This window comes from Acidobacteriota bacterium (genome assembly GCA_016184105.1).
In the GTDB taxonomy this organism is placed as follows: Bacteria; Acidobacteriota; Vicinamibacteria; order Vicinamibacterales; family 2-12-FULL-66-21; genus JACPDI01.
This window is the reverse complement of record JACPDI010000031.1, coordinates 20,751-43,114: the sequence shown is the minus strand read 5'-3', so window position 1 is coordinate 43,114 and position 22,364 is coordinate 20,751. Positions and strand designations below refer to the sequence as shown.

Here is a 22,364-nt window from a genome sequence, read left to right as displayed (position 1 = left end):
GCTGCCCGCTGGGCCGGCGAAGACGATCAGCTGAGCGGAAGTTCGATCACGCCGCCGGTCTTCCGGCGCTCGCCGTGGGGCGCCATCAACCGGCCGCCGTGCATTTCGATCACGCGTCGTGCCAGCGGCAGCGTGAGGCCACATCCGCCGCGCCACTCATCGAAGGGGCCGAGCGCGTCGGCGGAGGCGCCCTTCAGGGCGTCCGCGACCGGGCGGGCGCCCAGCGCGATCCACGCGGCCCGCCCCCCGTTTTTCGGCCGTGTCTCGGCGGTGATGAGCAGGTCGGTGCCGTCGATGATTTCCCGGCGCAGCGCGTAGACGATCGCTTCAATCGACCGCCTGAGCCGGCTGGCATCGCCGCTGGCCACAAGGCCCTCGGCGACTGGCCCGACGCGCACGGCGCTCTGGCCGTCTTCGGTCGGCGGCCCCTCGAGCGCCTTCAGGATCTCGCCAAGATCGGCGGAGTCGCCGGCGAGCGATTGGCGGCCGTCGTACAATTGCCCCAGTTCGCTCATCTCCCCGATGAGCGCAGAGAGCCGGCCGCAGGATTTCTCCGCTTCTGCGAGCAGCTTGCGCTGCGGATCTGCGACCGGACCGGCGCGCTCGCGCAGGATCATCCGCAAGTAGCCGGAGACCACGGTGACCGGCGTCCGGAACTCATGAACGGCCAGCGACAGCAGTTTCGGCCAGTTTGGAACCGTTTCCCCCACGCCGTCATCTTAATATAGTGAGCGAGGGCGGCCTTGCCGCGTGCCGCCAGGGAAGGACGGAATGCTGATCCGCCGTGCGCCGGACGTGCGCAGCTCGCAGATTACCGGGGAGCGCCTGTATCTCAGCCGCCGGGAGTTCATCAAGACGGCGGGCGCCGCCCTGGGAGTGGCGAGCGGGGCGCTGGCGGTGGGCAGCGGGGTGGTGGGAGCCCAATCCGCGATCCCGCACTACCGCAAGCTGCCGTTCGGTCCGTTCCACACCGACGAGGGGCTGAATTCGTTCGAGGAAATCACCACCTACAACAATTTCTACGAGTTCGGGAGCGACAAGAGCGATCCCGCGCGGTACGCGGCACGGCTCAAGACACGGCCGTGGACCGTCAAGGTGGACGGCCTCTGTGGGAAACCTGGCGACTACGATCTCGACGATCTGGTCAGGCCCGCGACGCTCGAGGAGCGCGTCTATCGGCTCCGGTGCGTCGAGGCATGGTCGATGGTGATCCCGTGGATCGGCGTGCCGCTGGCGGGTCTGATCAAGCGGTTCGAGCCGGCGCCCGCGGCGAGGTTCGTGGAATTCACGACGCTCCTGCGCCCCTCGGAGATGCGGGGGCAGCAGACCGACATTCTGGCGTGGCCGTACGTGGAAGGCCTGCGTCTGGACGAGGCGACGCATCCGCTGACCATCCTGGCGGCCGGGTTGTACGGCAGGACGCTGCTCAACCAGAACGGGGCTCCGCTGCGGCTGGTCGTGCCTTGGAAGTACGGGTTCAAGAGCATCAAGTCCATCGTGCGTATCCGGTTCGTCGGCAAGCAGCCGGTGAACACGTGGCAGCGCATGGCGCCGCACGAGTACGGCTTCTACTCGAACGTCAACCCGGACGTGGATCATCCGCGATGGAGCCAGCGGCGAGAGCGCCGGATCGGCGAGTTCTTCCGCCGGCCGACGGCGATGTTCAACGGTTACGCGGAGCAGGTCGCCAGCATGTACGCCGGGATGGATCTCAAGAAGCATTACTAGGGGTCAGATCCAGAATTCTCACATTTTTCTAGACCTGGCCCCTTCCATGCGACGCATCACGCCGTTTGTTTTCGCGCTCGGCCTGGGACCCCTCGCGTACGTGATCGTGCTGGCGAGACCGTGACGCTTTTGACTGGGCGCTGGACGCTTCGGTTCCTGCTCGTCACGCTGGCCATCACGCCCGGCCGGCGGCTGTTCCGGTGGTACGAGGTCATCCAGCTCCGGCGCATGCTGGGGCTGTTTGCGTTCTTCTACGCGTCGCTCCACTTGGCCACCTATCTCGCGCTCGATCAATTCTTCGACTGGCGGACCATCGTTGAGGACGTGACGAAGCGGCCGTTCATCATGGCGGGGCTGGGGGCGTTTGCCCTCGTCACGCCGCTGGCGCTGACGTCGACGCGCGGTTGGATTCGCCGCCTGGGGCGGAACTGGGCGCGGCTGCACATGCTGATCTACCCGGCCGCGGTGTTGGGCGTCGTGCACTTCGTGTGGAAGGTCAAGTCCGACTACAGCTCGCCCACGCGGTATGCCCTGATTCTCGCGATGCTGCTCCTGGTGCGGCTGGTGATTGGGGTCAGATCCAGAATTCGCACTTTCTTCGTGGGCCGGCACCTTAGTGCCGGCCCACGAAGAAAGTGCGAATTCTGGATCTGACCCCCAATCACCCTGGGCCGTCCGGCGCCCCAGGCGCCCGTTCACCCCTCGGAATCGCCCACCCGGCCAAAACTGCGCACAAATGCGCGGGATCGCCGGTATTCTCAGAGGGATTCTGGGGAGGAGTATGCACAAGCCGATTAAGTACGCCGAAAAGGGGCTGACCTACGTCGCCCGAGCGGCGTGGGGCGTCTTCGACACGCTCAATAGCATCAAGCCGAACGCGTCCTTCACGCCCGCCTGGTCAGACCAGCCGCTGCTCAAGTCGCACCAGAAGGTCAAGCCGCCGCTCGGCTGGCCGCGCGAAACCGATTCGCTCTGCCCGGTCTGCGTCCGCGAGGCGCGGCAGGAAATCATCGACGGAAAGCGCGACTACCGCGTGCTCCTCACCGAGAAGATCGGTGAGATCAAGGCCCAGATCATCGAGCGCGACGGCCGGATCCTCATGGTCAAGGATTGCCCGCTGCACGGGCACTTCGAAGACGTCATGGCGATCGACCCCGCGTTCTTCAAGCACCTCGAAGAGGTGTTCCCGGGCAGCGACATCCGGGCTCACGCCGACGAGAAGCTCCACAACCACGGCAGCAGCACGATCAAGTACGGCCGCGGCGCGGTGCTCACGATCGACCTGACCAACCGCTGCAACATGATGTGCGACCCGTGCTTCATGGACGCCAACCAGGTGGGGTTCGTCCACGAGCTGTCGTGGGGGGACATCAAGACGCTGCTCGACAACGCGATTTCCCTGAAGCCGCGCCGGCAGTTGTCCGTCCAGTTCTCGGGCGGCGAGCCGACGCTGTCTCCCTTTTTCCTCGACGCCGTACGGTACTGCAAGAAGGTCGGTTACAACAGCGTCCAGGCCGCGACCAACGGCATCGAGTTCGCCAAGAGCCCCGAGTTCTGCAAGGCCGCGGCTGAAGCGGGCCTCCGCTACGTCTACCTGCAGTTCGACGGCATCGGCAACGCGGCCAACTCGCACCGCCTCGTCGGCAACCTGTTCGACGTCAAGCTGCGCGCGATCGAGAACCTCTGGAAGGCCGGCGTCGACATCGTCCCGGTGACCACCATCGTCAACGGCATCAACAACGAGCAGGTCGGCCGCATCGTCCAGTTCGCGCTCGACAACCCGAAGAAGATCAACTTCCTGTCGTTCCAGCCGGTGTCGTTCACCGGGCGCGACGATGAGGTGACGCCGGAGCGCCGCGCGGCGCAGCGCTACACGCTGTCGCACCTGGCGCACGACGTGAAGAACCAGACCGGCCTCGGCGAGCCGGTGCGCGACTGGTTCCCGATCTCCTTCATGGGCACGTTCACCGACTGGGCGGACCTGGTGCACGGCCCCTCGGCGGAGTGGGGGAACCTGACGTGCGGTTGCCACCCGAACTGCGGCGTCGGCATGGCCGTCATGATCGACAAGGAAACCAAGGAGGCCGTTCCGGTCACCGCGTTCCTTCACGCCGATCAGCTCGCGAAGGACCTGCGCAAGGTGAACGACGCCGCGCGGGGCAGGTTCCTGTCGATGGCCGGCATGGCGCTGGCGCTGATGAAGAACTACGATCCGTTCAAGGCGCCGACGCACTTCAAGATCGCGGACCTGATGAAGAAGTTCGACAAGACGTTCGGCGCCACCGGCAGGGACTACGGCCGCGTGGACGGCGAGCGGACCGAGGCGGACATCGCCGTGCGCCGCGCGGACCGGTGGAACTTCCTGTTCATCGCGGGCATGTGGTTCCAGGACCTGTTCAACTACGACTTCCGGCGGACGGAGCGCTGCATCATCCCCTATGCGACGCAGGAAGGGGAAATCTCCTTCTGCGCGTACAACACGGGGATCGGCTGGCGCAACATCATCGAGAAGATGCACATGACAGCCACGCTCGCCAAGTGGTACGAGGAGCACGGGCGTCACGAGATCTTCGCCGGCGGCAGGAAGGTGAACCTGCAGTCGACCGAGCACAACCTCGTGCTCGACGAGGCGGCGGTTGCCGCCGGACGCCAGACCGATCTGGATGAAGCCGGCATCGCCAGGAACGCACGCGAGGAAAAGCTCCGCGCGCGCGACGAGTCGAGGAAGAAGCAGCAGGAAAACGAGCGCATGGCGCAGCTGTACCGGCAGTACGTGCTCAAGGAGGAGCCGGCCGCGCCCACCCTGCAGATCCAGGGTCTGGGGAACAAGAAGGACACGGCACAGATCCACTGACGCGTCAGTCGCGCCGGAGATACACTAGGGCCGGCTGGGGACACCCCAGCCGGCCTTTCCTTTTTCCGGCACGCGCATATGACAGGCGAAGTCGTCGCGACACGCAACCGGTACATCCGCCTGCGCGGTCTCCTGCGACACGCCGCCGTCTGGACCGCCGCCGTCGCGCTGATCGCAATGACGATGGGCCTGACGAGCGCGGGCCGGGCCGACGCGCAGCAGTCGCCGCCGCCGATCGTCGACGGGCATCTGCACACGCTGAGCGCGGCCGACCAGGGGCCCCCGCCGATGGGATCCTGCCCCGACGGGCTGATGCAGCAGGCGCTGGACATTCTGCGCCGGCGCAACATCGCCGGCGTGGCCAGCGGCCCGCTCGTGGGCAAGTACGCCGCCGCCGCGACCGGCGTCCATCACATAGAGGCCTGGCCGATGATCGACGACCGGCTGAACGGAGCGAAGTGATGCGGATTGGGATTCTCGGGAGCGGTGAAGTGGGGCGCACGCTGGGGCGCGCGTTCATCGCCTGCGGCCACGAGGTGAAGCTCGGATCGCGCGAGGCGGGCAACCCGAAGGTCAAGGAGTGGGTGGGGAAGACGGGCGCGCATGCCTCGGGCGGCACCTTCGAGGAGGTCGCAAAGTTCGGCGAGATCATCGTGCTCGCCACGCTCTGGGCCGGAACCGAGAATGCGCTGCGGCTGGCGGGCGCGGCCAACCTCGCGGGCAAGGTCGTGATCGACGCCACCAACCCGCTGGACTTCACCACGACGCCGCCGCGGCTCGCCGTCGGCTGCACCGACTCGGCGGGCGAGCAGGTGCAGCGGTGGCTGACGACCGCGCGCGTGGTCAAGGCGTTCAACATGATCGGCAGCGCCCACATGTTCAGGCCGGAATTCCCCGGGGGGCCGCCCGACATGTTCATCTGCGGGAACGACCAGTCGGCCAAGCAGGCCGTGTCGCGGATTCTGAATGAATTCGGCTGGGAAGTGATCGATCTCGGCCGGATCGAAGCGTCGCGCCACCTCGAGTGCCTCGCGATGCTGTGGATCACGTACGGGTTCCGCCACAAGTCCTGGAATCACGCCTTCCGGCTGCTTCGGAAGTAGCCGTCAGGCCGCGGGAGGTACGACGATCGCCGGCGCGCGACGGGTGGCATCGCGGTACCGCGACGCGATCCGCCGTGCCACGGCGGCGGCACTTCCCGCGCGGACCGCGGCGACGATGGATCCGCCGAACCCGCCGCCCGTCAGCCTGGCGCCGTACACTCCGGGTTCGTCCCACGCCAGCTCCACCAGCCTGTCGACGTCCGGCACGGAGACCTCGAAATCATCCCGCATCGAGGCGTGCGAGGCGTTGAACAGCGTGCCCACGCGTTCGACGTCGCCGTTCTTCAACGCGGTCACCGCCTCCAGCACCCGCGCGTTCTCCGTCACGACGTGCCGCGCGCGCGCGCCGAGCGGCGCCGGAAGCCCATCGATTCGCGCGAGGTCTTCGATCCCGCAGTCCCGCAGCTGCCGCACGCCCAGCCGCGCGGCGGCTTCCTCGCATTCGGCGCGGCGCGTCCGGTAATCGCCCGCCGCGTGCCGGTGCGCCACGCCCGAGTGAATGACGACGAGCGCGAGCGATTCCGGCAGCGGGATGCGCTCGTGCTGCAGCGTCCGGGCATCCAGGAAGAGCGCGGTGCGCTCGTCGGCAAGCGCTGCGGCCATCTGGTCCATGATGCCGACCGGCGCGCCCACGAACTCGTTTTCCGCGCGCCGTCCGAGCCGCACGAGCGTCACATCGTCGAGCGGGAGACGAAAGGCGTCGCGAAACGCACGCAGCAGCGCCATCTCCAGCGCCGCGCTCGACGACAGGCCGGCGCCGATCGGGACGCTGGATGCGATCGAGATGTCGCAACCTCCACACCGATGACCGCTGTCGCGCAGGACGCGCGTCACGCCCTGCACGAAGTCGATCCAACCGCCGGCCGCGCGGTCTTCGCCGAGGATGTACGCCTGCCGGCGCCCTTCGTCCATTGCACCGCTTGTGGCCCGCACCGTGTCGTCCCCGCGCGGGCGCACCTCCACGCGCGTGCGCTGCGGAATCGCGACGGGCAGCACGAAGCCGCCGCTGTAGTCCGTGTGCTCGCCGATCAGGTTCACACGGCCCGCCGCTTCGCCAACGAACGCGGATCGCCTCATACACGGGTAGAATATCGCGGCATATGCGCATCCACGGTCACCTTGCGCTCGTCATGCTGCTCGGTGCCAGTGCCGCTCCGGCACAGGAGCCGCCACAGCTTTCCGCGCTGAGTCTCGCGTTGCAGCGGTTGGCCGAGAAGATCAACCCGTCAGTCGTGCAGGTATTCGCCGCTTCGTATTCCACACCCGACCGCGAATCCGACCAGAGCACGCTGCTCACCACGCAGCGCACGAGCGGCTCCGGGGTCATCCTCGATCCGGACGGCTACATCGTGACGAACGCCCACGTCGTCGCGGGTGCGATTCGGGTGCAGGTGGAACTCCCGGTCACGGCCGGGGACTCCCGTGACGTGCCGCGACGCTCGGTGCTCAGGCCCACGGGCCGCACCGTCGGCGCGCGCGTCGTCGCCATCGATGATGAAACGGATCTCGCGGTGCTCAAGGTGGACGTGAAGGGCCTGCCCGCGCTGATGTTCGGGGATTCCGACGCGCTGAAGCCGGGGCAGATCGTCATGGCGTTCGGCAGCCCCCTGGGGCTGGCGGCCTCGGTGTCGATGGGGGTGGTGAGCGCGGTGGCGCGGCAGCTCGAGCCGGAAGACCCGATGGTCTACATCCAGACCGACGCGCCGATCAATCCAGGCAGCAGCGGCGGGCCGCTGGTCGACACCGACGGGCGGGTCGTGGGCGTCAACACGCTCATCTACTCGCAGTCCGGCGGCAACGAAGGCATTGGCTTCGCCGCGCCGAGCAACATCGTTCGGAACGTCTTCGAGCAGATCCGCGCCACCGGCCGCGTGCGGCGCGGGGAGATCGCCGTCGACACGCAGACGATTACTCCGGTCATGGCGGAGGGGCTCGGACTGGCGCAGGACTGGGGCGTCATCGTCGCGCACGTCGATCCCGCCGGGTCGGGCGCGCGCGCGGGCCTGCAGGTGGGAGACATCGTGACGTCGCTCGACGGCAAGGCCATGGAAAACGGGCGGCAGTTCCGCGTGAACTTCTACACGCGTGGCGTCGGCGACGTCGTGACGCTCCAGGTGCTGCGAGGGGAGCGGCGGTTGACGCTCCGCGTGCCGGTCGCCGAGCGGGCTGACGACCCGATGCGCTTTGCGGGCATGGTCCGGCCGGAAGACCACCTGGTGGCGAAGCTGGGCATCCTGGGGCTGAACATGGATGAACGAATCGCGGGGATGCTTCCAGGCCTGCTGCACCCCGAAGGTGTCGTGGTCGCTGCGGCTGCCGCCGATGCGCCGATCTCTCGGCAGGGCGCGCTCCATCCGGGCGACGTCGTCCACGCGCTGAACGGCCGCGCGGTGACGTCACTCACCGGCCTGCGCGCCGCGCTCACGGCGCTCAAGCCCGGGGCGCCGGCCGTGCTGCAGATCGAACGGGACGGGCGGCTGATGTATCTGGCGTTCGCGCTCGAGTGACGGTTCTGCGGTGAAACGGCTTCAGAGATCTCTCTTCGAGTACGCCACAAACGCCACCGCCGCAAACACGGCAGCCACGCCGACCAGCAGCGATACGTCACCGGCCCACCGGGTGCCCATTCCCGACACAATGCCGATCGGCTGGTAGTAGTGAAACGGCGAGAGCGGCGCGTACGGACGGATGCGGGGGTTGATCTCGGCGAGAACGTTGAGCAGGTACAGCGCGAGGACGACGATCGCGACGCCGCCCGCCGCGGCGCCGCGGCGCTTGGCAAGCGACGCGACGGCGAGGGCGAGTGCGCCTGCAGCCCACGCGACCGCGACGAGGTTCGTGGCGAGCTTTGCGACCACCGCGGCTCGCAGGCTCGCCCCCGGCGGCGCCAGCATCTGGAGCGAGGACCAGGAGGCGGCCACCATCAGCGAGGCGATGATCGAGGTGGTCAGCAGCAGCATCAGCAACGATCGCGTGACGAGGTGACCGCGGCGGATCGGGCGTGCCAGCACGAGGTCCACGACGCCCGACTCGACGTCGGCCGCCGGCTCGCTTGCCACGACGATCGCCAGGCCGACCATCACGATGATCACCACCGGGTGGAAGTAGCCGAACGCGACCATGCTGCCGAAGGAGGAAAACACCCCTCCCATGAGCTGCTGGGCCATCGGCGGGAGGAGCGCGACGACCTGTGAGAAGCCCCCCTGCTGGTGCAGGTACCCGGCGGCAAGCACCACGAGGACCTGGAACGCTGCGAGGACCGCTGCCAGAGCCATGAGCAGCGCGCGGGCGCGGCGAAACGATCGGTGAAGGAGCGCCAGCAGCACTACGGGCGCTCCTCGTAGAGACCCAGGATGTAGTCCTCGAGCCTGAAGTTCTCGATCTGCACGTCCGCGATCTGTGCCCCTTCCACGGCTCCGAGGACGGGGCCCAGTTCGCCGCGCACTTCCAGGCGCCACTCGCGATCGGATACCTGTAGTACCACGACACCGGGCAGCGCCGGCGGGGAAGGCGCCGCGCCGGCGAAGGTCACGCGCACGCGGCGCGGGAAGTCCCGGCGGATCTCGTCGATGCTGGCGAGCTTCACGAGGCGGCCCGACGCCACGAGCGCGATGCGATCGCACAACCGCTCGACCTCCGAGAGCACGTGCGACGAGAGAAACACGGTGTGCCCGGCGGCGCGCAGGTCGGCGACCGTTTCTGAGAACGCCTCGATCATCAGCGGATCGAGCCCCGCTGTCGGCTCATCGAGAATGACGATCGGCGGCCGCCGCACGAGCGCCTGAACCAGGCCGACCTTCTGTTTCATTCCGTGCGAGAGCTGCACGAGCCGGCGGTCGAGCACCGCGTCGGTCAGGCCAAAACGCCGCTGCAGCGTGTCGAGCCAGGCCACGTCGAGCGGTTGCGGCACCAGGCTGGCGAGAAAAGCGATGAGCTGCCGCGCCGTCGCGTCCGGGTACACCGGCATCTCGCCGGGCAGGTATCCGACGCTCGCGCGTGCCGCCAGGCTGTTGCGGCGGCAGTCATGGCCATTGAGGAGCGCGCGCCCGCGAGTCGGGCGCAGCAGATCGAGCAACAGTCGGATCGTGGTGGTCTTGCCGGCGCCGTTCGCGCCGAGAAAGCCGAAGATCTCGCCGCGCCCGACTTCGAGCGTCAACCCCTCGAGCGCCCGCACGCGCCCGAAGTGCTTGGTGAGATCGACGGCCTGGACGGCGATGTCGGTCATGCAGCGCTATCCGCCGCGGGTGTGCATCTCCAGGTGCGCGTTGCGCTTGAGGGCGGCAAGCGGAATCAGCACGTCACGGCGCTTCGCCGTGCGGCGCTCCTCGGCGCCACGATCGGTACGCCACTTCCACACGGTCTCGATGATCTGGCGCAGGTCATCGCGCGTTGCGCCGGCGCGTAGCGGGCCGCGGAGGTCCGTCCCGCTCAACGCGTACAGGCACAGCAGCCAGACGCCATCCGCGGTGACGCGGCTGCGGTCGCAGGTGCGGCAGAACGGCTCGGTGGTGGAGGCGATGATGCCGAAGACCGTGCCGTCCGACAGGCGGAACCGCGACGCGGGCGCCGAGGATTCCTCCTCCACGGGCGCGGCCGGGCCGTAGCGCCGCTCGACGATCTCGAGCATCTCGCGTCGCGACACCACCTGGTCCATCGTCCAGTGCGTGGCGCCCCCCACGTCCATGTACTCGATGAACCGGATCTCCGACCCGATCCCGCGCGCGTATTCCAGCAGCGGCGCCATCTCGTCATCGTTCAGGCCGCGGATGACGACGGTGTCGAGCTTCGGCGGTGGGAAGCCGGCGGCGAGCGCGGCGTCGATGCCGGCCAGCGAGGCCGCGAGCCCATCGACGCCGGAAATCTGCAGGTAGCGTTCCCGCCTGAGCGTATCGAGGCTGACGGTCAGCCGGTGCAGCCCCGCCGCGCGGAGCGCGGCCGCCTGCGCGGCCAGCAGCACGCCGTTGGTGGTGAGCGCCAAGTCGGCCAGCGCCGGTCGCGCGGCAAGGGCTTCGATCAGCGCGGGAAGGTTCCGCCGCAGCAGCGGCTCTCCACCGGTGAGGCGCACGCGATCCACGCCGGCGTCGGTGAACGCGTCGGTGATGCGTACCATCTCGTCATAGTTCAGCACGTGCTCGCGCGGCAGCCAGACGTAGTCTTCCTCCGGCATGCAGTACTGGCAGCGAAGGTTGCAGCGGTCGGTCACCGAGAGCCGCAGGCTGCGCAGCGGGCGTCCAAGGGAGTCGCGGAGCATGGGCGTACACCTCAATTATAATCGGCGTCCGGAGGCTCCTTTCATGCGCGATGTCCGTCCCGTGATGATTGCCGCCGCGGTGCTGTGCGCCTGTGCCGCTCCGCTTGTCGGCAGTGCGCAGAAACAGAAGCCCGCGGCGTCGAAGGCCGCGGCGAAGCCGGCGAACGCGGATCCGCGGCTCGACCGGCTGAAGCAGGAGGCCGCGGCGGAGGTCGACGCCCGCGCCGACCTCGCCCAGCAGATGGTGGACTCCATCTTCAGCTTCGGAGAGCTGGGCTTCCAGGAGGTTGAGACGCACCGCTACCTCGTGGACATCCTCAAGAAGAACGGGTTCACCGTGGAGGAGGGGATTGCCGGCGTGCCGACCGCCTTCATGGCGACGTGGGGCTCCGGCAAGCCGGTCATCGCGCTCGGGTCCGACATCGACGGCATCCCGCAATCCTCGCAGAAGCCCGGCGTCGCCTATCACGACCCGCTCGTCGAAGGCGCGCCCGGTCACGGCGAAGGGCACAACTCCGGCCAGGCGCTCAACCTCGTCGCGGCGATCGCGGTGAAGAAGCTGATGGAGCGCGACGGGATCAAAGGCACGATCAGGATCTGGCCCGGCACGGCCGAGGAGCTCGTGGGCACGAAGGCCTACTTCGTGCGCGACGGCTACTTCAAGGATGTCGACGTGGCGCTCTTCACGCACGTCGGCAATAACCTCGGCGTCTCCTGGGGACAGCGCGACGGCAACGGCCTCGTCTCCGTCGAGTACACGTTCGTCGGCGAGACGGCCCACAGCGCCGGCGCGCCCTGGCGCGGCCGCAGCGCGCTTGACGCCGTGGAGCTGATGAACGCGGGCTGGAACTACCGCCGCGAGCACCTGCGCCTCCAGCAGCGCTCGCACTACGTGATCCGCAACGGCGGCGATCAGCCCAACGTCGTCCCGCGCACGGCCTCCGTCTGGTACTACTTCCGCGAGACGACGTATCCGCGCATCAAGGAGATGTGGGCGATCGGCGATCGCATCGCGCAGGGAGCGGCGATGATGACCGACACCACCCTCCAGCCGTCGCGCGTGCTCGGCTCCGCCTGGCCGCAGCACTTCAACAAGGTCGTGGCGGAGACCACTTACGCCAACATCCAGAAGGTCGGGCTGCCGCAGTGGAGTGAGGACGATCAGAAGCTGGCCAGGGCGTTGCAGAAGGAGTTGAAGACGGCGGAACGCGGCCTGGACACCGAGTTGAGCAAGCTGACCGGCCCCGTGCCCGATGAAGACAACCGGGGCGGTGGCTCGGACGACATCGGGGACGTGTCATGGGTCGTGCCGACCGTCACGCTCCGCTTCCCGTCGAACATTCCCGGCTTGCCCGGGCACAACTGGGCGAATGCCATCGCGATGGCGACGCCGATCGCGCACAAGGGAGTCGTCGCGGGCGCGAAGGTCCAGGCCATGACCATGCTGGACCTGCTGCTGACGCCGGACCTGGTGGCGCAGGCGTGGGACTATTACCGGAACGTTCAGACCAGCGACCAGAAGTACGAACCGCTCGTCCGCCCGCAGGACAGACCGGCGATCGACTTGAACAAGGAGATCATGGACCGCTACCGGCCGGCGATGAAGAAGTACTACTATGACGCAACGAAGTACAAGACGTACCTGGAGCAGCTGGGGATCGGATACCCGACGGTCAGATAGATAATTGATAAGATGATCCTGTGATTCGCCCGTATCGCGGCATCACGCCGGCCATCGACCCCTCCGCGTTCATCGACGAAAGCGCCCAGATCATCGGGGACGTCGCGATCGGCGCGGAGAGCTCCGTCTGGATGAACTGCGTGGTTCGCGGCGACGTGAACATCGTCCGCATTGGCCGCCGCACCAACCTGCAGGACGGCACGATCGTCCACGTCATGCGCGGCACGCACGAGACGCACCTTCACGACGAGGTCACCGTCGGGCACGGCGTCATCCTCCACGGCTGCGTGATCGAGGATCGGTGCCTGATCGGCATGGGCGCGATCCTGCTCAATGGCGCCACCGTCGGCCACGACTCGATCGTGGCGGCCGGCTCGCTGGTGACCGAGGGGACGGCGGTCCCGCCGCACTCGCTCGTGGTCGGCAGCCCGGCGAGAGTGCGGAGGCCGCTGACCGAGCAGGAGGTCGCGTCGATCCGGGACTACGCGCGGCGCTACGTCGGCTACCGGATGGACTACATGCCGGAGCGCACCGCCAGGCGCGGCGCCGGAGGGGAGTGCCCCGAAGGGGCGCCGCCGCAGCGCTAAGCAATGGACCGACGCACCCAGCCCGCGCGCGGCATGCGCGACTTCCTTCCGGACGATATCCGCAGGCGCGAGCACGTGATCGGCGTCATCACGCGCGTGTACCGCGCGTACGGATTCGAGCCGCTCGAGACCCCCGCCGTCGAGAACATCGACACGTTGCTCGGGAAGTACGGCGAGGAAGGCAACAAGCTCATTTTCAAGATCCTGAAGCGCGGGGAGGGAGAATCGAGCGGTGTCGCCGACCTCGCGCTGCGCTACGACCTGACGGTCCCGCTCGCCCGCGTCGTCGCCGAGCACCGGGGCAAGCTGCCGAAGTTCTTCAAGCGGTACCAGATTCAGCCGGTCTGGCGCGCGGATCGCCCGGCGCGCGGGCGCTTTCGCGAGTTTTACCAGTGCGACGTCGACGTCGTCGGATCGACGTCGATGGTCGTCGAAGCGGAATTGTGCGCCGCCGTCGCCGACGTGCTGCGGGAGCTGGGTTTCCGCGAGTTCGTGATCCGGTTGAACCACCGCCGGCTGCTGCGAGGCATGCTCGACGCGTTCGGCATCGCCGAACCACAACACGAGCAGGCGCTGATCGCGGTGGACAAGCTGGACAAGGTGGGACGCGAAGGGGTCGCCGCGGAATTCGCGACGCGTGGAATCCCGGCCGCCGCAGGCGGGCGGCTGCTCGACACGTTCGAGGCCATCGCAGCGCTTCGCGGGAGCGTGCGGGAGGCGCGTCCCTTCAACCAGCGGGCGGTGGAGACGTTGAGCGCCGGCGTGGGAGACGGCGCCTCGCGCGCCCTCGCGGAGCTCGCGGAGATCGTCGCGCTGTCGGCGGGCACGAGCGCGGGCGATTACCTCGCGATCGATCCCAGCCTCGCGCGCGGCCTGTCGTACTACACGGGTGCGATTTTCGAGATTGCCGTCGGGGACCTCGCCGGCAGCCTCGGCGGGGGAGGGCGTTACGACGGCCTGGTCGGCATGTTCCTGGGAGAGGACGTTCCCGCCTGCGGGTTTTCGCTCGGCCTCGAGCGCATCCTCGTCGTGATGACCGAGCGCAAGATGTTCCCGCCGGCCGTGACGCGCGGCGCCGCCGATGTGCTCGTCACGCTCTTCGAAGGGGAGCCCCCCGCCGACGCGCTCGCCGTCGCCGCCATGCTGCGGCAGGCGGGATTGCGCGTGGACGTGTACCCGGAGGCGGACAAGATTGGCAAGCAATTGAAGCTGGCCTCCGCGCGCGGCATCCGCTTCGCCGCCATCGTCGGCGAATCGGAGCGCCAGGCGGACAGCGTTACCATTAAAGATCTGACGGCAGGGGGCCAGCAGACGATGTCGCGCGCGCGCGCCGCGTCATACGTGTCGGCGCTCCTGAATCCCGAACCGTGAATGCGATGGCGGAACCGCTAGGCGACACCTACCGTACCCACACATGCGGCGAGCTGCGTCCCGAGCACGCCGGCAGGGACGTGATCCTGCTCGGGTGGGCGCACCGCGTCCGCGATCTCGGCTCGCTCGTGTTCATCGACGTGAGGGACCGGTACGGGGTCACGCAAGTCGTCGCGCGCAATGCCATTGCAGAGGTGGCAAAACGCGTGCGCGGAGAGTTCGTCATCGCGGTGACAGGAACCGTCGAGCAGCGCGCGGCCGAGGCGGTGAACCCGAAGGTGGCCACCGGCGAGATCGAAGTGGCGGCGCGCGAGATCCGCATCCTGAGCGAGGCCCGGTCTCCCGTGATTCCGATCGCGGACGAGTCGGCGACGATCAATGAAGACGTGCGCCTGCGCTACCGCTATCTCGACCTGCGCCGCCCGCGTATGCAGCACAATCTCGAGCTGCGGCACCGTGTGCTCCTTGCCGTCCGGAATTACTTCGACGCGCAGGGATTTCTCGAGATCGAGACCCCCATCCTGACCAAGTCCACGCCGGAAGGGGCGCGCGACTACCTGGTGCCGAGCCGCATCCACCCCGGCGAGTTCTTCGCGCTGCCGCAGTCCCCCCAGATCCTCAAGCAGATCCTGATGATCTCGGGGATGGACCGCTACTTCCAGATCGTGAAGTGCTTCCGCGACGAGGACCTGCGCGCCGACCGCCAGCCCGAGTTCACGCAGGTGGACGTCGAAATGTCCTTCGCCACCCGCGAGCTGGTCTTCGGCGTCATCGAGCCGCTCATCGTCGCGATGTTCCGGCTGATCGGGCAGGAGCCGGTGACGCCGTTCCGGCGGATGTCCTATGCGGAGGCGATCGCGCGCTACGGGTCAGACAAGCCGGACCTCCGCGTCGAGATGCCGATCGAGGATCTCTCGACGCTGTTTTCGGCATCGCCGTTCCCGCCGTTCCGCGATGCGCTCGCCGCGAAGGGGGCCGTCCGCGCGATTGCCGTGCCTGGCGCGGCGAGGTTCTCGCGCCGCGAGACCGATGAGCTGACGGAGCAGGCGAAACAGCTCGGGGCGTCGGGACTGATCTGGGCGCGCGCGGCGGAAGGCACGGTGCAGAGCTCCGCGCTGAAGGCGCTTGGCGAAGACGCCCTGCGCGCCGCGCTGCAGCAGGCGAAGGCGCAACCCGGTGACCTGCTGCTGATGGCGGCCGGCGAGCCGGAGGCGACCTCGAAACTGCTCGGCCAGCTCCGGCTGCTGCTCGCGAAGAAGCTCGATCTGCTGAAGCCGGCCGACTTCCGCTTCCTGTGGGTCGTGGACTTCCCGCTGCTCGAGTGGAGCGAGGAGGACGGGCGCTACTTCGCGATGCACCATCCATTCACCTCGCCGCTCGACGAGGATCTGGCGCGCATGGAGAGCGAGCCCGGGGCGGTGCGCGCCAAGGCGTACGATCTGGTGCTGAACGGGACGGAAATCGGCGGCGGGAGCATCCGGATTCACGATCAGCAGCTCCAGTCGCGCATGTTCCGGCTGCTCGGGATTGCCGAGGAAGAAGCGAAGGCGCGGTTCGGGTTCTTCCTCGAGGCGCTTCAGTACGGCACGCCGCCGCACGGCGGCATCGCGCTCGGGGTCGACCGGCTGGTCATGCTGCTCGCCGGCGAGCAGTCGATCCGCGATGTCATGGCGTTCCCGAAAACGGCCCAGGCCGTCGATCTCATGGCGGGGGCGCCATCGCCGGTCGATCAGCGCCAGCTCCGGGAACTCCACTTGCAGATTCGGAAAGGCACGTAAAGGTCCGGGCGTTCAGCCGGACCGTAGTAGAATTGCACGGCACCCCGCTTCAGCCGCTGAGCGGCAGCCGCCGTGACGACAGGAGATACCGACATCCCCACCGCCGCGCCCCGCAAGGTCACCGTTCCCGAAGACGGGATGGAATCCCTCGTCGGCCCTCTCGATGAGAACCTCAAGAACATCGAAGCGACTTTCAGCGTGCGCCTGCGCACCAACGGCAACCACGTCCTCGTCGAAGGGGACCCGGACGACGTGGCGAAGGCCGAGCGCGTGCTGGCGCAGCTGACATCGATGATGCGGAACGGCCACACGATCACGAGTGCAGACGTGAGGACGGCGACGCGGCTCATCGAGCAGGACGAAACCGTCGAGGTCAGGGACGTGATCTCGAAGGAGGTCGCCGTCCAGTCTGGCAAGAAGCAGATTGTCGCCAAGAGCATCAACCAGAAGCGATATCTCGATGCCATCGACAAGTACGACGTCGTGTTTGGCGTCGGGCCGGCGGGCACCGGCAAGACGTACCTGGCGATGGCGCAGGCCGTGGCGGCGCTGCTGTCCAAGCGGGTGAGCCGGATCATCCTGGCGCGGCCGGCGGTCGAAGCGGGCGAGAAGCTCGGGTTCCTGCCGGGCGACCTGCAGGAAAAAGTCAACCCGTACCTGCGGCCGCTCTACGACGCGTTGTACGACATGCTCGACACCGAGCGCGTCGAGCGGCTGATCGAGCGGGGCACGATCGAGATCGCGCCCATCGCGTTCATGCGCGGGCGCACGCTCAACGATGCGTTCGTCATCCTGGACGAGGCGCAGAACACCACGTCGGAGCAGATGAAGATGTTCCTCACGCGCCTCGGGTTCGGCTCGAAGGCCGTGATCACCGGCGACGTGACGCAGATCGACCTGCCGTCGGGCCGCATGTCCGGGCTGGTCGAGGCGCTCCGCGTGGTGGAGAGAATCGAAGGCATCGGCATCGTGTTTTTCGACGACCGTGACGTCGTGCGCCACCCGCTGGTCCAGCGCATCGTGAAGGCGTACGAGTCGTTTACGAACGGGAAGTCCTAGTTGGCCGATCCCGACAGTCGGCTTCGCGTCGCCATCGTGGACGCGTACGGGCGGCCGGCCCGCGTCCCCGGCCTGGCGGCCTGGCTCGCCGCCGTCGCGCCCCGCCGCGCGCGCGGCCAGGTGACGGTCGCGCTCGTCTCCGACGCGCGCATGCGCGCGCTGAATCGCACCTACCGAAAGCAGGACTACGCGACCGACGTCTTGTCGTTTGCGGTGAGAAAAAGGGGTCGGGAGCCTTTTTCGCGCCGGCAGATGCGGAAGAAGGCTCCCAACCCCTTTTTCTCACTCGGCGACATCGTCATCGCCCGCGGGGTGGCCGCGAAACAGGCGCGCGAGGCCGGCCATGCCCTCCGCACGGAATTGCGCGTCCTGGCACTGCACGGGCTCCTGCACCTGATCGGGTACGATCATGAGCGGGACCGGGGCCGGATGGCGCGCCTCGAAGCCCGGCTGCGGCGCAGGGGCGGCCTCCGCGAAGGCCTGATCGAGCGCGCGCGATGATTCCGCTTCTTCTCTTTCTGCTCGGGCTGGCCGCGGTCTACGCGGGCACGATCGAGGCGGCGTTCAGCGCCTTGATGAAGCTGTCGCTCCGGCTCATGGTGGAGCGCGACGCGCGCGACCGGCTGGGGCGGTATCTCGACGAGCCCGTGCGGCTGTTCCTCCCCGTCCGGCTGCTGCTGGGGATCATCTTCGCGCTCGCGACCGTGCTGCTGGCCACGCTCACCGGCGGCGGCACCTGGCGGTCGTTCGCCGCGCTGCTGGCGGCGGTCAGCGTGTTCGTCCTGGTCTGCGAGCATCTCATCCCGCTGCTGATCATCCGGCGCGACCCCGAGCGCGTCCTCGAGCTGCTGCTGCCGTCCTTCGATGCCGTGGTGCGCGCGCTGGCGCCGCTCTCCTCGGGCCTGATTAATCTCACGCGCGATCGCCGGCGCGAGGGGGCCGAGGACCGGCAGGACGCCGGCGAAGACGCGCCGGCGCGCCAGGAGGCGCCGCAGGAACAGGAACCCGCGCTCACCGAGAGCGAAGAGCGCCAGCTCCTGCGCTCGATCGTGGATTTCGGTGACACGCTCGTGCGCGAGGTGATGACGCCGCGTCCAGACATCGCCGCCATTCCCGCCGACGCGACAATCGGAGAGCTGCGCGCGCTCTTCAAGGAGCAGGAATATTCACGCCTGCCCGTCTTCACCGAGAACCTCGATAACATCATCGGCGTGGTCTTCGTGAAGGACCTGATCCGCCACGACGACCTCCGGGAGAACGAGTCGCTCGGCCCGCTCGTGCGGGCGGCCACGTTCGTGCCGGAGACCAAGCGCGTCGCGGAGCTTCTCAAGGAGTTCCAGCGCGGGCAGGTGCAGATCGCGATCGTCGTGGACGAGTACGGCGGCACCGCCGGCCTCGTCACGCTCGAGGACCTTCTCGAGGAGCTGGTGGGGGAGATCCGCGACGAGTACGACGTCGAGTCGGAGCCCATCGTGGACGAGGGGGGCGGCGCCTTCACGTTCAGCGCCAAGGTGAGCGTGGAGGACATGGCCGAGCGCCTGGGGATCACGATCGAGCCAGAGGGGTTCGAAACCGTCGGCGGCTACGTGCTCACGCATCTGGGCCGCGTGCCGGCGGTGGGAGAGACCTTCCAGATTGACGGCGTGGCGGTCGAAGTGCTCGAGGCCGAGCGCCGCCGGATCCACAAGGTGCGAATGCGGCGCGCGCCGCAGCCCGAGACCGTCGAGGCCGAGGAGCGCGGGTAGGGATGCGCTCCGGGTTCGTGTCGTTCATCGGCCGCCCGAACGCCGGGAAATCAACGCTGCTCAACCGCATGATCGGGACGAAGGTCGCGATCGTCTCCGACAAGCCGCAGACGACGAGAAACCGAATCCTCGCGGTCAAGAACCGTCCTGACGGCCAGATCGTCGTGCTCGACACGCCCGGGATTCACCGCCCGCTGCACCGGCTGAACGTCCGCATGGTGGATGCCGCGCTCGAGACCATTCGCGACGTGGACGTGCTGGGCCTCGTCAAGGACGTGTCGGAAGCGTTCGGTCACGGCGACCAGTTCGTGCTCGACCTCGTCAGGAAGGCGTCGGTTCCCGCCATCGTGATCCTCAACAAGATCGATCTGATCGCCAAGACGAAGCTGCTGCCGCTCATCGACTCGTATCGACAGGCGCACGAATTTGCCGACATCGTGCCGGTCTCGGCCGACAACGGCGACGGCGTCGAGCGACTCGAACAGGTCATCGTGTCGCACCTGCCCGAAGGGGAACCCCTCTATCCAGAGGACTACCTCACCGACCAGGCGGAGCGCGTCATGGCCGGCGAGATCATCCGCGAGAAGCTGCTGCGGCACACGGGCGCGGAGCTGCCGTTCACGACGGCCGTGGTCATCGACCAGTTCCAGGAGCCGGACCGGGAAGGCGGCCTGCTGCGGCTGTTTGCGACCATCCTCGTCGAACGGGAATCTCAGAAGCCGATCGTCATCGGCCGCGGCGGCGCGATGATCAAGCGGATCGGCACCGAGGCGCGCAAGGAACTCGAGTCGCTGTTCGGGACCAAGGTCTTCCTGGATCTGCGCGTGAAGGTGAACGCCGACTGGCGGGAAAACGACCGGCTCCTCGACGACCTGGGCGTCCCGCGCACCAACCGCCGCAGGTAGCGCCCCGCTTTTCACCGCGGAACCCGCCGAACGTGCGGAGTTCCTTCTGATTCTGCGTTTTCTGCGTGTTCAGCGGTGTGTTCTCCATGGTAAATTTAGGAGTTTCCTTCATCAGGATCGGACGTCCATATGGCGGCTCCGCGCAAACACGAGGTCATCGTCGATTCCGTCAAGCGCCTGCTGCGCATGGGGGCGACGTCCAACCTGGTGAACCTGCTCCAGAAACAGTACGCCGCCGACCTGGCGCAGATCTTCAGCGCGGTGACGGACAAGGAGCGCCGGTCCGCGTTCTCGCTCCTCGTCGAGCGCGCCCCGCGCCTGGCGATGGAGTCCATCTCCGAGCTGGGCCCCGAGGGGGCGGCCGACCTGCTGTCGGACCACTCTGCCGAGGAAATCGTCCGCCTCCTCCAGGAACTGCCGTCCGACGATGCGGCCGCCATCGTCGATAACCTGCCTGACGAGCTGTCGAGCGCGGTCCTCGCGCTAATTAAGCCCAGGCCGGGCGGCGGCGTCGGCGAGTTGCTCGAGTATCCCGAGCAGACCGCCGGCCGCATCATGAACCCGAATGTCTTCGCGCTTGCCGAAGACATGACGGTCAACGAAGCGATCGCCGCGCTCCAGGGCTCGCGCGAAGTGGAGATGGTCTTCTATCTCTACGTGGTCGACGCCCGCCGGCACCTGGTGGGCGTCGTCTCCCTGCGCCGCCTCCTGCTGGTGCCTCCCGAGACGCCGCTCAAGCGCATCATGACGACGGACCTGATCAGCGTCCGCGTGGATACCGACCAGGAGGAGGTGGCGCGGCAGGTCGCCTCCTATAACCTGCTGGCGATCCCGGTCGTGGACGAGGAGAACAAGCTGGTCGGGATCATCACCGTCGATGACGTCATCGATGTCATCAAGGACGAGGCGACCGAGGACGTGTACCGCCTGGCGGGCGTGCCCGGCGACGACCACGTGCTGACCTCGCCGATGGAATCGCTGCGGAAGCGTCTGCCGTGGCTGGCGGTGAACCTCGTGACGGCGTTCATCGCGGCCTCGGTCGTCGCGCTGTTCCAGGGCACCATCAGCCAGGTGGTCGCCCTGGCGGTCTTCATGCCCATTGTGGCGGGCATGGGGGGCAACGCGGCCACGCAGACGCTGACGGTGATTGTCCGCGGGATCGCGCTCGGCGAGCTGACGTGGAGCAACAGCCGCAAGGCGCTGATGAAGGAAGCGGTGGTCGGGCTGGGCAACGGCGTTGCGCTCGGCACGATTGCGGCCCTCGGCGCCTGGGCGCTGCAGGGGAACCCGTTCCTGGGGGCGGTGCTCGCCATGGCGATGATCATCAACATGTTCGTCGCGGCGACCGCCGGCACGCTGATCCCGCTGGCGCTCCGCGCCCTGAAGGTCGACCCGGCGCTGGCCTCGTCCGTCTTCATCACGACGCTGACCGACGTGTTCGGCTTCTTCTCGTTCCTCGGCCTCGGGACGATCTTCCTGCGATACCTGCAGAACCCCCGCTAGGCGCGATAAGATGGGGGAATTGCCCCGTGCCTGTGTACCGGTCCGAAGCGCTGGTCCTTCGTACCTATAAGCTTGGCGAGGCCGATCGGATTGTCGTGTTCCTCACGCGCGACCGCGGCAAGAAGCGCGGCGTGGCGAAGGGGGCGCGGCGTCCGCGGTCGCGCTTCGTCGGTGCGCTCGAGCCGCTGACGCGGGGCGATGTGCAGTACTACGAGCGCGAGAACCGCGAGCTGGTGCGGATCAATTTCGTCGAGACCGCGAGGTCGCCCCTCGCCCTCGCCGGGGAGCGCAGCGACGCGGCGCTCAGTTACGTCTCCTATTTCGCCGAGCTGATCGACGAGTGGGCGCAGGAGGCGGACCCGAGCGAGACGCTGTTCCGCCTCGGGGCGTCCGCGCTCGATGCGCTCGCGGCCGGCGCGCCGGTCGAGGCGCTGGCGCGATATTTCGAGTACTGGCTGCTGCGGCTGCAGGGCGTGTACCCCTCGCTCCTGGCGTGCCCGGCGTGCGGCGAGTCGCTCGAGCGCGGGGCCGCGGTCGTGATGCGCGACCGCGTGATGCTGTGCCGGCGCTGTGCGTCGGCGCACGCGGGGGCGTCGGCCGCGCTGTCGGCCGATGCGATGGCGTTTCTGCGCGCCGCGCGGCGGATGACGCCCGGCGAGCTGGCCGGCGCGGTGCTGCCGGCGCGCGCCGCGCGCGAGCTGGAGCGCGCGCACCGCAAGCTGATTGCGGCGCATCTCGACAAGGAGCTGAAGAGCGCGCGCGTGCTGCGTGAGCTCAGGTGAGCGCGCGCGAATCGATA

At 67.9% G+C, this 22,364-nt stretch carries 20 protein-coding genes and 1 pseudogene; 16 read left to right on the top strand and 5 right to left on the bottom strand.

Annotation, left to right across the window (positions count from 1 at the left end; all coding sequences use genetic code 11):
* Nucleotides 1-26: 26 nt before the first annotated feature.
* On the bottom strand, nucleotides 27-710 hold the full coding sequence (locus HYU53_11665; protein MBI2221848.1) for a HAMP domain-containing histidine kinase: 684 nt from the start codon (nucleotides 708-710) through the stop codon (nucleotides 27-29).
* A gap of 61 nt (nucleotides 711-771) precedes the next feature.
* Here HYU53_11665 and msrP point away from each other — a divergent pair, with 61 nt between their 5' ends.
* The 5 genes and pseudogenes from msrP (at nucleotide 772) to HYU53_11640 (ending at nucleotide 5,685) form a co-directional block, all read left to right on the top strand.
* Nucleotides 772-1,728: a protein-methionine-sulfoxide reductase catalytic subunit MsrP gene (gene msrP, locus HYU53_11660; protein MBI2221847.1), complete on the top strand. Its 957-nt coding sequence runs from the start codon at nucleotides 772-774 to the stop codon at nucleotides 1,726-1,728.
* A 46-nt stretch (nucleotides 1,729-1,774) separates the two neighbouring features.
* Nucleotides 1,775-2,382: pseudogene (locus tag HYU53_11655) on the top strand (sulfoxide reductase heme-binding subunit YedZ).
* A gap of 127 nt (nucleotides 2,383-2,509) precedes the next feature.
* On the top strand, nucleotides 2,510-4,582 hold the full coding sequence (locus tag HYU53_11650; protein ID MBI2221846.1) for a radical SAM protein: 2,073 nt from the start codon (nucleotides 2,510-2,512) through the stop codon (nucleotides 4,580-4,582).
* A 78-nt stretch (nucleotides 4,583-4,660) separates the two neighbouring features.
* Nucleotides 4,661-5,044, top strand: a complete 384-nt coding sequence (locus HYU53_11645) for a hypothetical protein (GenBank protein MBI2221845.1) — start codon at nucleotides 4,661-4,663, stop codon at nucleotides 5,042-5,044.
* A complete protein-coding gene (locus tag HYU53_11640; GenBank protein MBI2221844.1) occupies nucleotides 5,044-5,685 on the top strand; it encodes an NAD(P)-binding domain-containing protein in 642 nt (213 codons plus the stop codon). Before HYU53_11645 ends, HYU53_11640 begins: the two co-directional genes overlap by 1 nt.
* 3 nt (nucleotides 5,686-5,688) lie before the next feature.
* Here the strand turns inward: HYU53_11640 and galK are convergent, their stop codons facing one another.
* A complete protein-coding gene (galK, locus tag HYU53_11635) occupies nucleotides 5,689-6,762 on the bottom strand; it encodes a galactokinase (GenBank protein ID MBI2221843.1) in 1,074 nt (357 codons plus the stop codon).
* Nucleotides 6,763-6,785: 23 nt separating this feature from the next.
* Between galK and HYU53_11630 the strand changes: the two genes are divergently transcribed.
* The gene (locus HYU53_11630) at nucleotides 6,786-8,192 is read left to right on the top strand and encodes a trypsin-like peptidase domain-containing protein (GenBank protein ID MBI2221842.1); all 1,407 of its coding nucleotides are present in this window, start codon (nucleotides 6,786-6,788) and stop codon (nucleotides 8,190-8,192) included.
* A gap of 21 nt (nucleotides 8,193-8,213) precedes the next feature.
* Here HYU53_11630 and HYU53_11625 read toward each other — a convergent pair whose 3' ends face one another.
* From HYU53_11625 to moaA, 3 genes are read right to left on the bottom strand one after another with little or no spacing between them, the layout of a single operon-like run.
* Complete coding sequence (locus HYU53_11625; GenBank protein MBI2221841.1) at nucleotides 8,214-9,011, bottom strand: ABC transporter permease subunit; 798 nt, start codon at nucleotides 9,009-9,011, stop codon at nucleotides 8,214-8,216.
* The gene (locus HYU53_11620) at nucleotides 9,011-9,910 is read right to left on the bottom strand and encodes an ABC transporter ATP-binding protein (GenBank protein ID MBI2221840.1); all 900 of its coding nucleotides are present in this window, start codon (nucleotides 9,908-9,910) and stop codon (nucleotides 9,011-9,013) included. The genes HYU53_11625 and HYU53_11620 overlap by 1 nt, the downstream gene beginning before the upstream one ends.
* Before the next feature lie 6 nt (nucleotides 9,911-9,916).
* Entirely contained in the window at nucleotides 9,917-10,936 is a 1,020-nt protein-coding gene (moaA, locus tag HYU53_11615) for a GTP 3',8-cyclase MoaA (protein MBI2221839.1), read from the bottom strand.
* Between the two features lie 64 nt (nucleotides 10,937-11,000).
* On the opposite strand from moaA, the gene HYU53_11610 reads away from it, so the two are divergent.
* The 10 genes from HYU53_11610 to recO all read left to right on the top strand — a co-directional run bounded on the left by HYU53_11610 (nucleotide 11,001) and on the right by recO (nucleotide 22,347).
* Entirely contained in the window at nucleotides 11,001-12,617 is a 1,617-nt protein-coding gene (locus tag HYU53_11610) for an amidohydrolase (protein MBI2221838.1), read from the top strand.
* A gap of 20 nt (nucleotides 12,618-12,637) precedes the next feature.
* Entirely contained in the window at nucleotides 12,638-13,204 is a 567-nt protein-coding gene (locus HYU53_11605) for a gamma carbonic anhydrase family protein (GenBank protein ID MBI2221837.1), read from the top strand.
* Nucleotides 13,205-13,207: 3 nt separating this feature from the next.
* On the top strand, nucleotides 13,208-14,575 hold the full coding sequence (gene hisS / locus HYU53_11600) for a histidine--tRNA ligase (GenBank protein ID MBI2221836.1): 1,368 nt from the start codon (nucleotides 13,208-13,210) through the stop codon (nucleotides 14,573-14,575).
* Nucleotides 14,576-14,580: 5 nt separating this feature from the next.
* A complete protein-coding gene (gene aspS / locus HYU53_11595; protein MBI2221835.1) occupies nucleotides 14,581-16,353 on the top strand; it encodes an aspartate--tRNA ligase in 1,773 nt (590 codons plus the stop codon).
* A gap of 138 nt (nucleotides 16,354-16,491) precedes the next feature.
* The gene (locus HYU53_11590; protein MBI2221834.1) at nucleotides 16,492-17,412 is read left to right on the top strand and encodes a PhoH family protein; all 921 of its coding nucleotides are present in this window, start codon (nucleotides 16,492-16,494) and stop codon (nucleotides 17,410-17,412) included.
* On the top strand, nucleotides 17,413-17,913 hold the full coding sequence (ybeY, locus tag HYU53_11585; protein MBI2221833.1) for an rRNA maturation RNase YbeY: 501 nt from the start codon (nucleotides 17,413-17,415) through the stop codon (nucleotides 17,911-17,913).
* Entirely contained in the window at nucleotides 17,910-19,157 is a 1,248-nt protein-coding gene (locus tag HYU53_11580) for an HlyC/CorC family transporter (protein ID MBI2221832.1), read from the top strand. The genes ybeY and HYU53_11580 overlap by 4 nt, the downstream gene beginning before the upstream one ends.
* A gap of 2 nt (nucleotides 19,158-19,159) precedes the next feature.
* Entirely contained in the window at nucleotides 19,160-20,062 is a 903-nt protein-coding gene (era, locus tag HYU53_11575; protein MBI2221831.1) for a GTPase Era, read from the top strand.
* A 129-nt stretch (nucleotides 20,063-20,191) separates the two neighbouring features.
* A complete protein-coding gene (gene mgtE, locus HYU53_11570) occupies nucleotides 20,192-21,565 on the top strand; it encodes a magnesium transporter (protein ID MBI2221830.1) in 1,374 nt (457 codons plus the stop codon).
* Between the two features lie 26 nt (nucleotides 21,566-21,591).
* On the top strand, nucleotides 21,592-22,347 hold the full coding sequence (gene recO, locus HYU53_11565; GenBank protein ID MBI2221829.1) for a DNA repair protein RecO: 756 nt from the start codon (nucleotides 21,592-21,594) through the stop codon (nucleotides 22,345-22,347).
* Nucleotides 22,348-22,364: the final 17 nt, after the last annotated feature.

Bases quoted from the DNA above. Each gene is read 5' to 3' on its own strand.
- msrP (MBI2221847.1), top strand. From the start codon at position 772: ATGCTGATCCGCCGTGCGCCGGACGTGCGCAGCTCGCAGATTACCGGG.
- HYU53_11650 (MBI2221846.1), top strand. From the start codon at position 2,510: ATGCACAAGCCGATTAAGTACGCCGAAAAGGGGCTGACCTACGTCGCC.
- HYU53_11645 (MBI2221845.1), top strand. From the start codon at position 4,661: ATGACAGGCGAAGTCGTCGCGACACGCAACCGGTACATCCGCCTGCGC.
- HYU53_11640 (MBI2221844.1), top strand. From the start codon at position 5,044: ATGCGGATTGGGATTCTCGGGAGCGGTGAAGTGGGGCGCACGCTGGGG.
- galK (MBI2221843.1), bottom strand. From the start codon at position 6,762: ATGAGGCGATCCGCGTTCGTTGGCGAAGCGGCGGGCCGTGTGAACCTG.
- HYU53_11630 (MBI2221842.1), top strand. From the start codon at position 6,786: ATGCGCATCCACGGTCACCTTGCGCTCGTCATGCTGCTCGGTGCCAGT.
- HYU53_11620 (MBI2221840.1), bottom strand. From the start codon at position 9,910: ATGACCGACATCGCCGTCCAGGCCGTCGATCTCACCAAGCACTTCGGG.
- moaA (MBI2221839.1), bottom strand. From the start codon at position 10,936: ATGCTCCGCGACTCCCTTGGACGCCCGCTGCGCAGCCTGCGGCTCTCG.
- HYU53_11610 (MBI2221838.1), top strand. From the start codon at position 11,001: ATGATTGCCGCCGCGGTGCTGTGCGCCTGTGCCGCTCCGCTTGTCGGC.
- hisS (MBI2221836.1), top strand. From the start codon at position 13,208: ATGGACCGACGCACCCAGCCCGCGCGCGGCATGCGCGACTTCCTTCCG.
- aspS (MBI2221835.1), top strand. From the start codon at position 14,581: ATGGCGGAACCGCTAGGCGACACCTACCGTACCCACACATGCGGCGAG.
- HYU53_11590 (MBI2221834.1), top strand. From the start codon at position 16,492: ATGGAATCCCTCGTCGGCCCTCTCGATGAGAACCTCAAGAACATCGAA.
- HYU53_11580 (MBI2221832.1), top strand. From the start codon at position 17,910: ATGATTCCGCTTCTTCTCTTTCTGCTCGGGCTGGCCGCGGTCTACGCG.
- era (MBI2221831.1), top strand. From the start codon at position 19,160: ATGCGCTCCGGGTTCGTGTCGTTCATCGGCCGCCCGAACGCCGGGAAA.
- mgtE (MBI2221830.1), top strand. From the start codon at position 20,192: ATGGCGGCTCCGCGCAAACACGAGGTCATCGTCGATTCCGTCAAGCGC.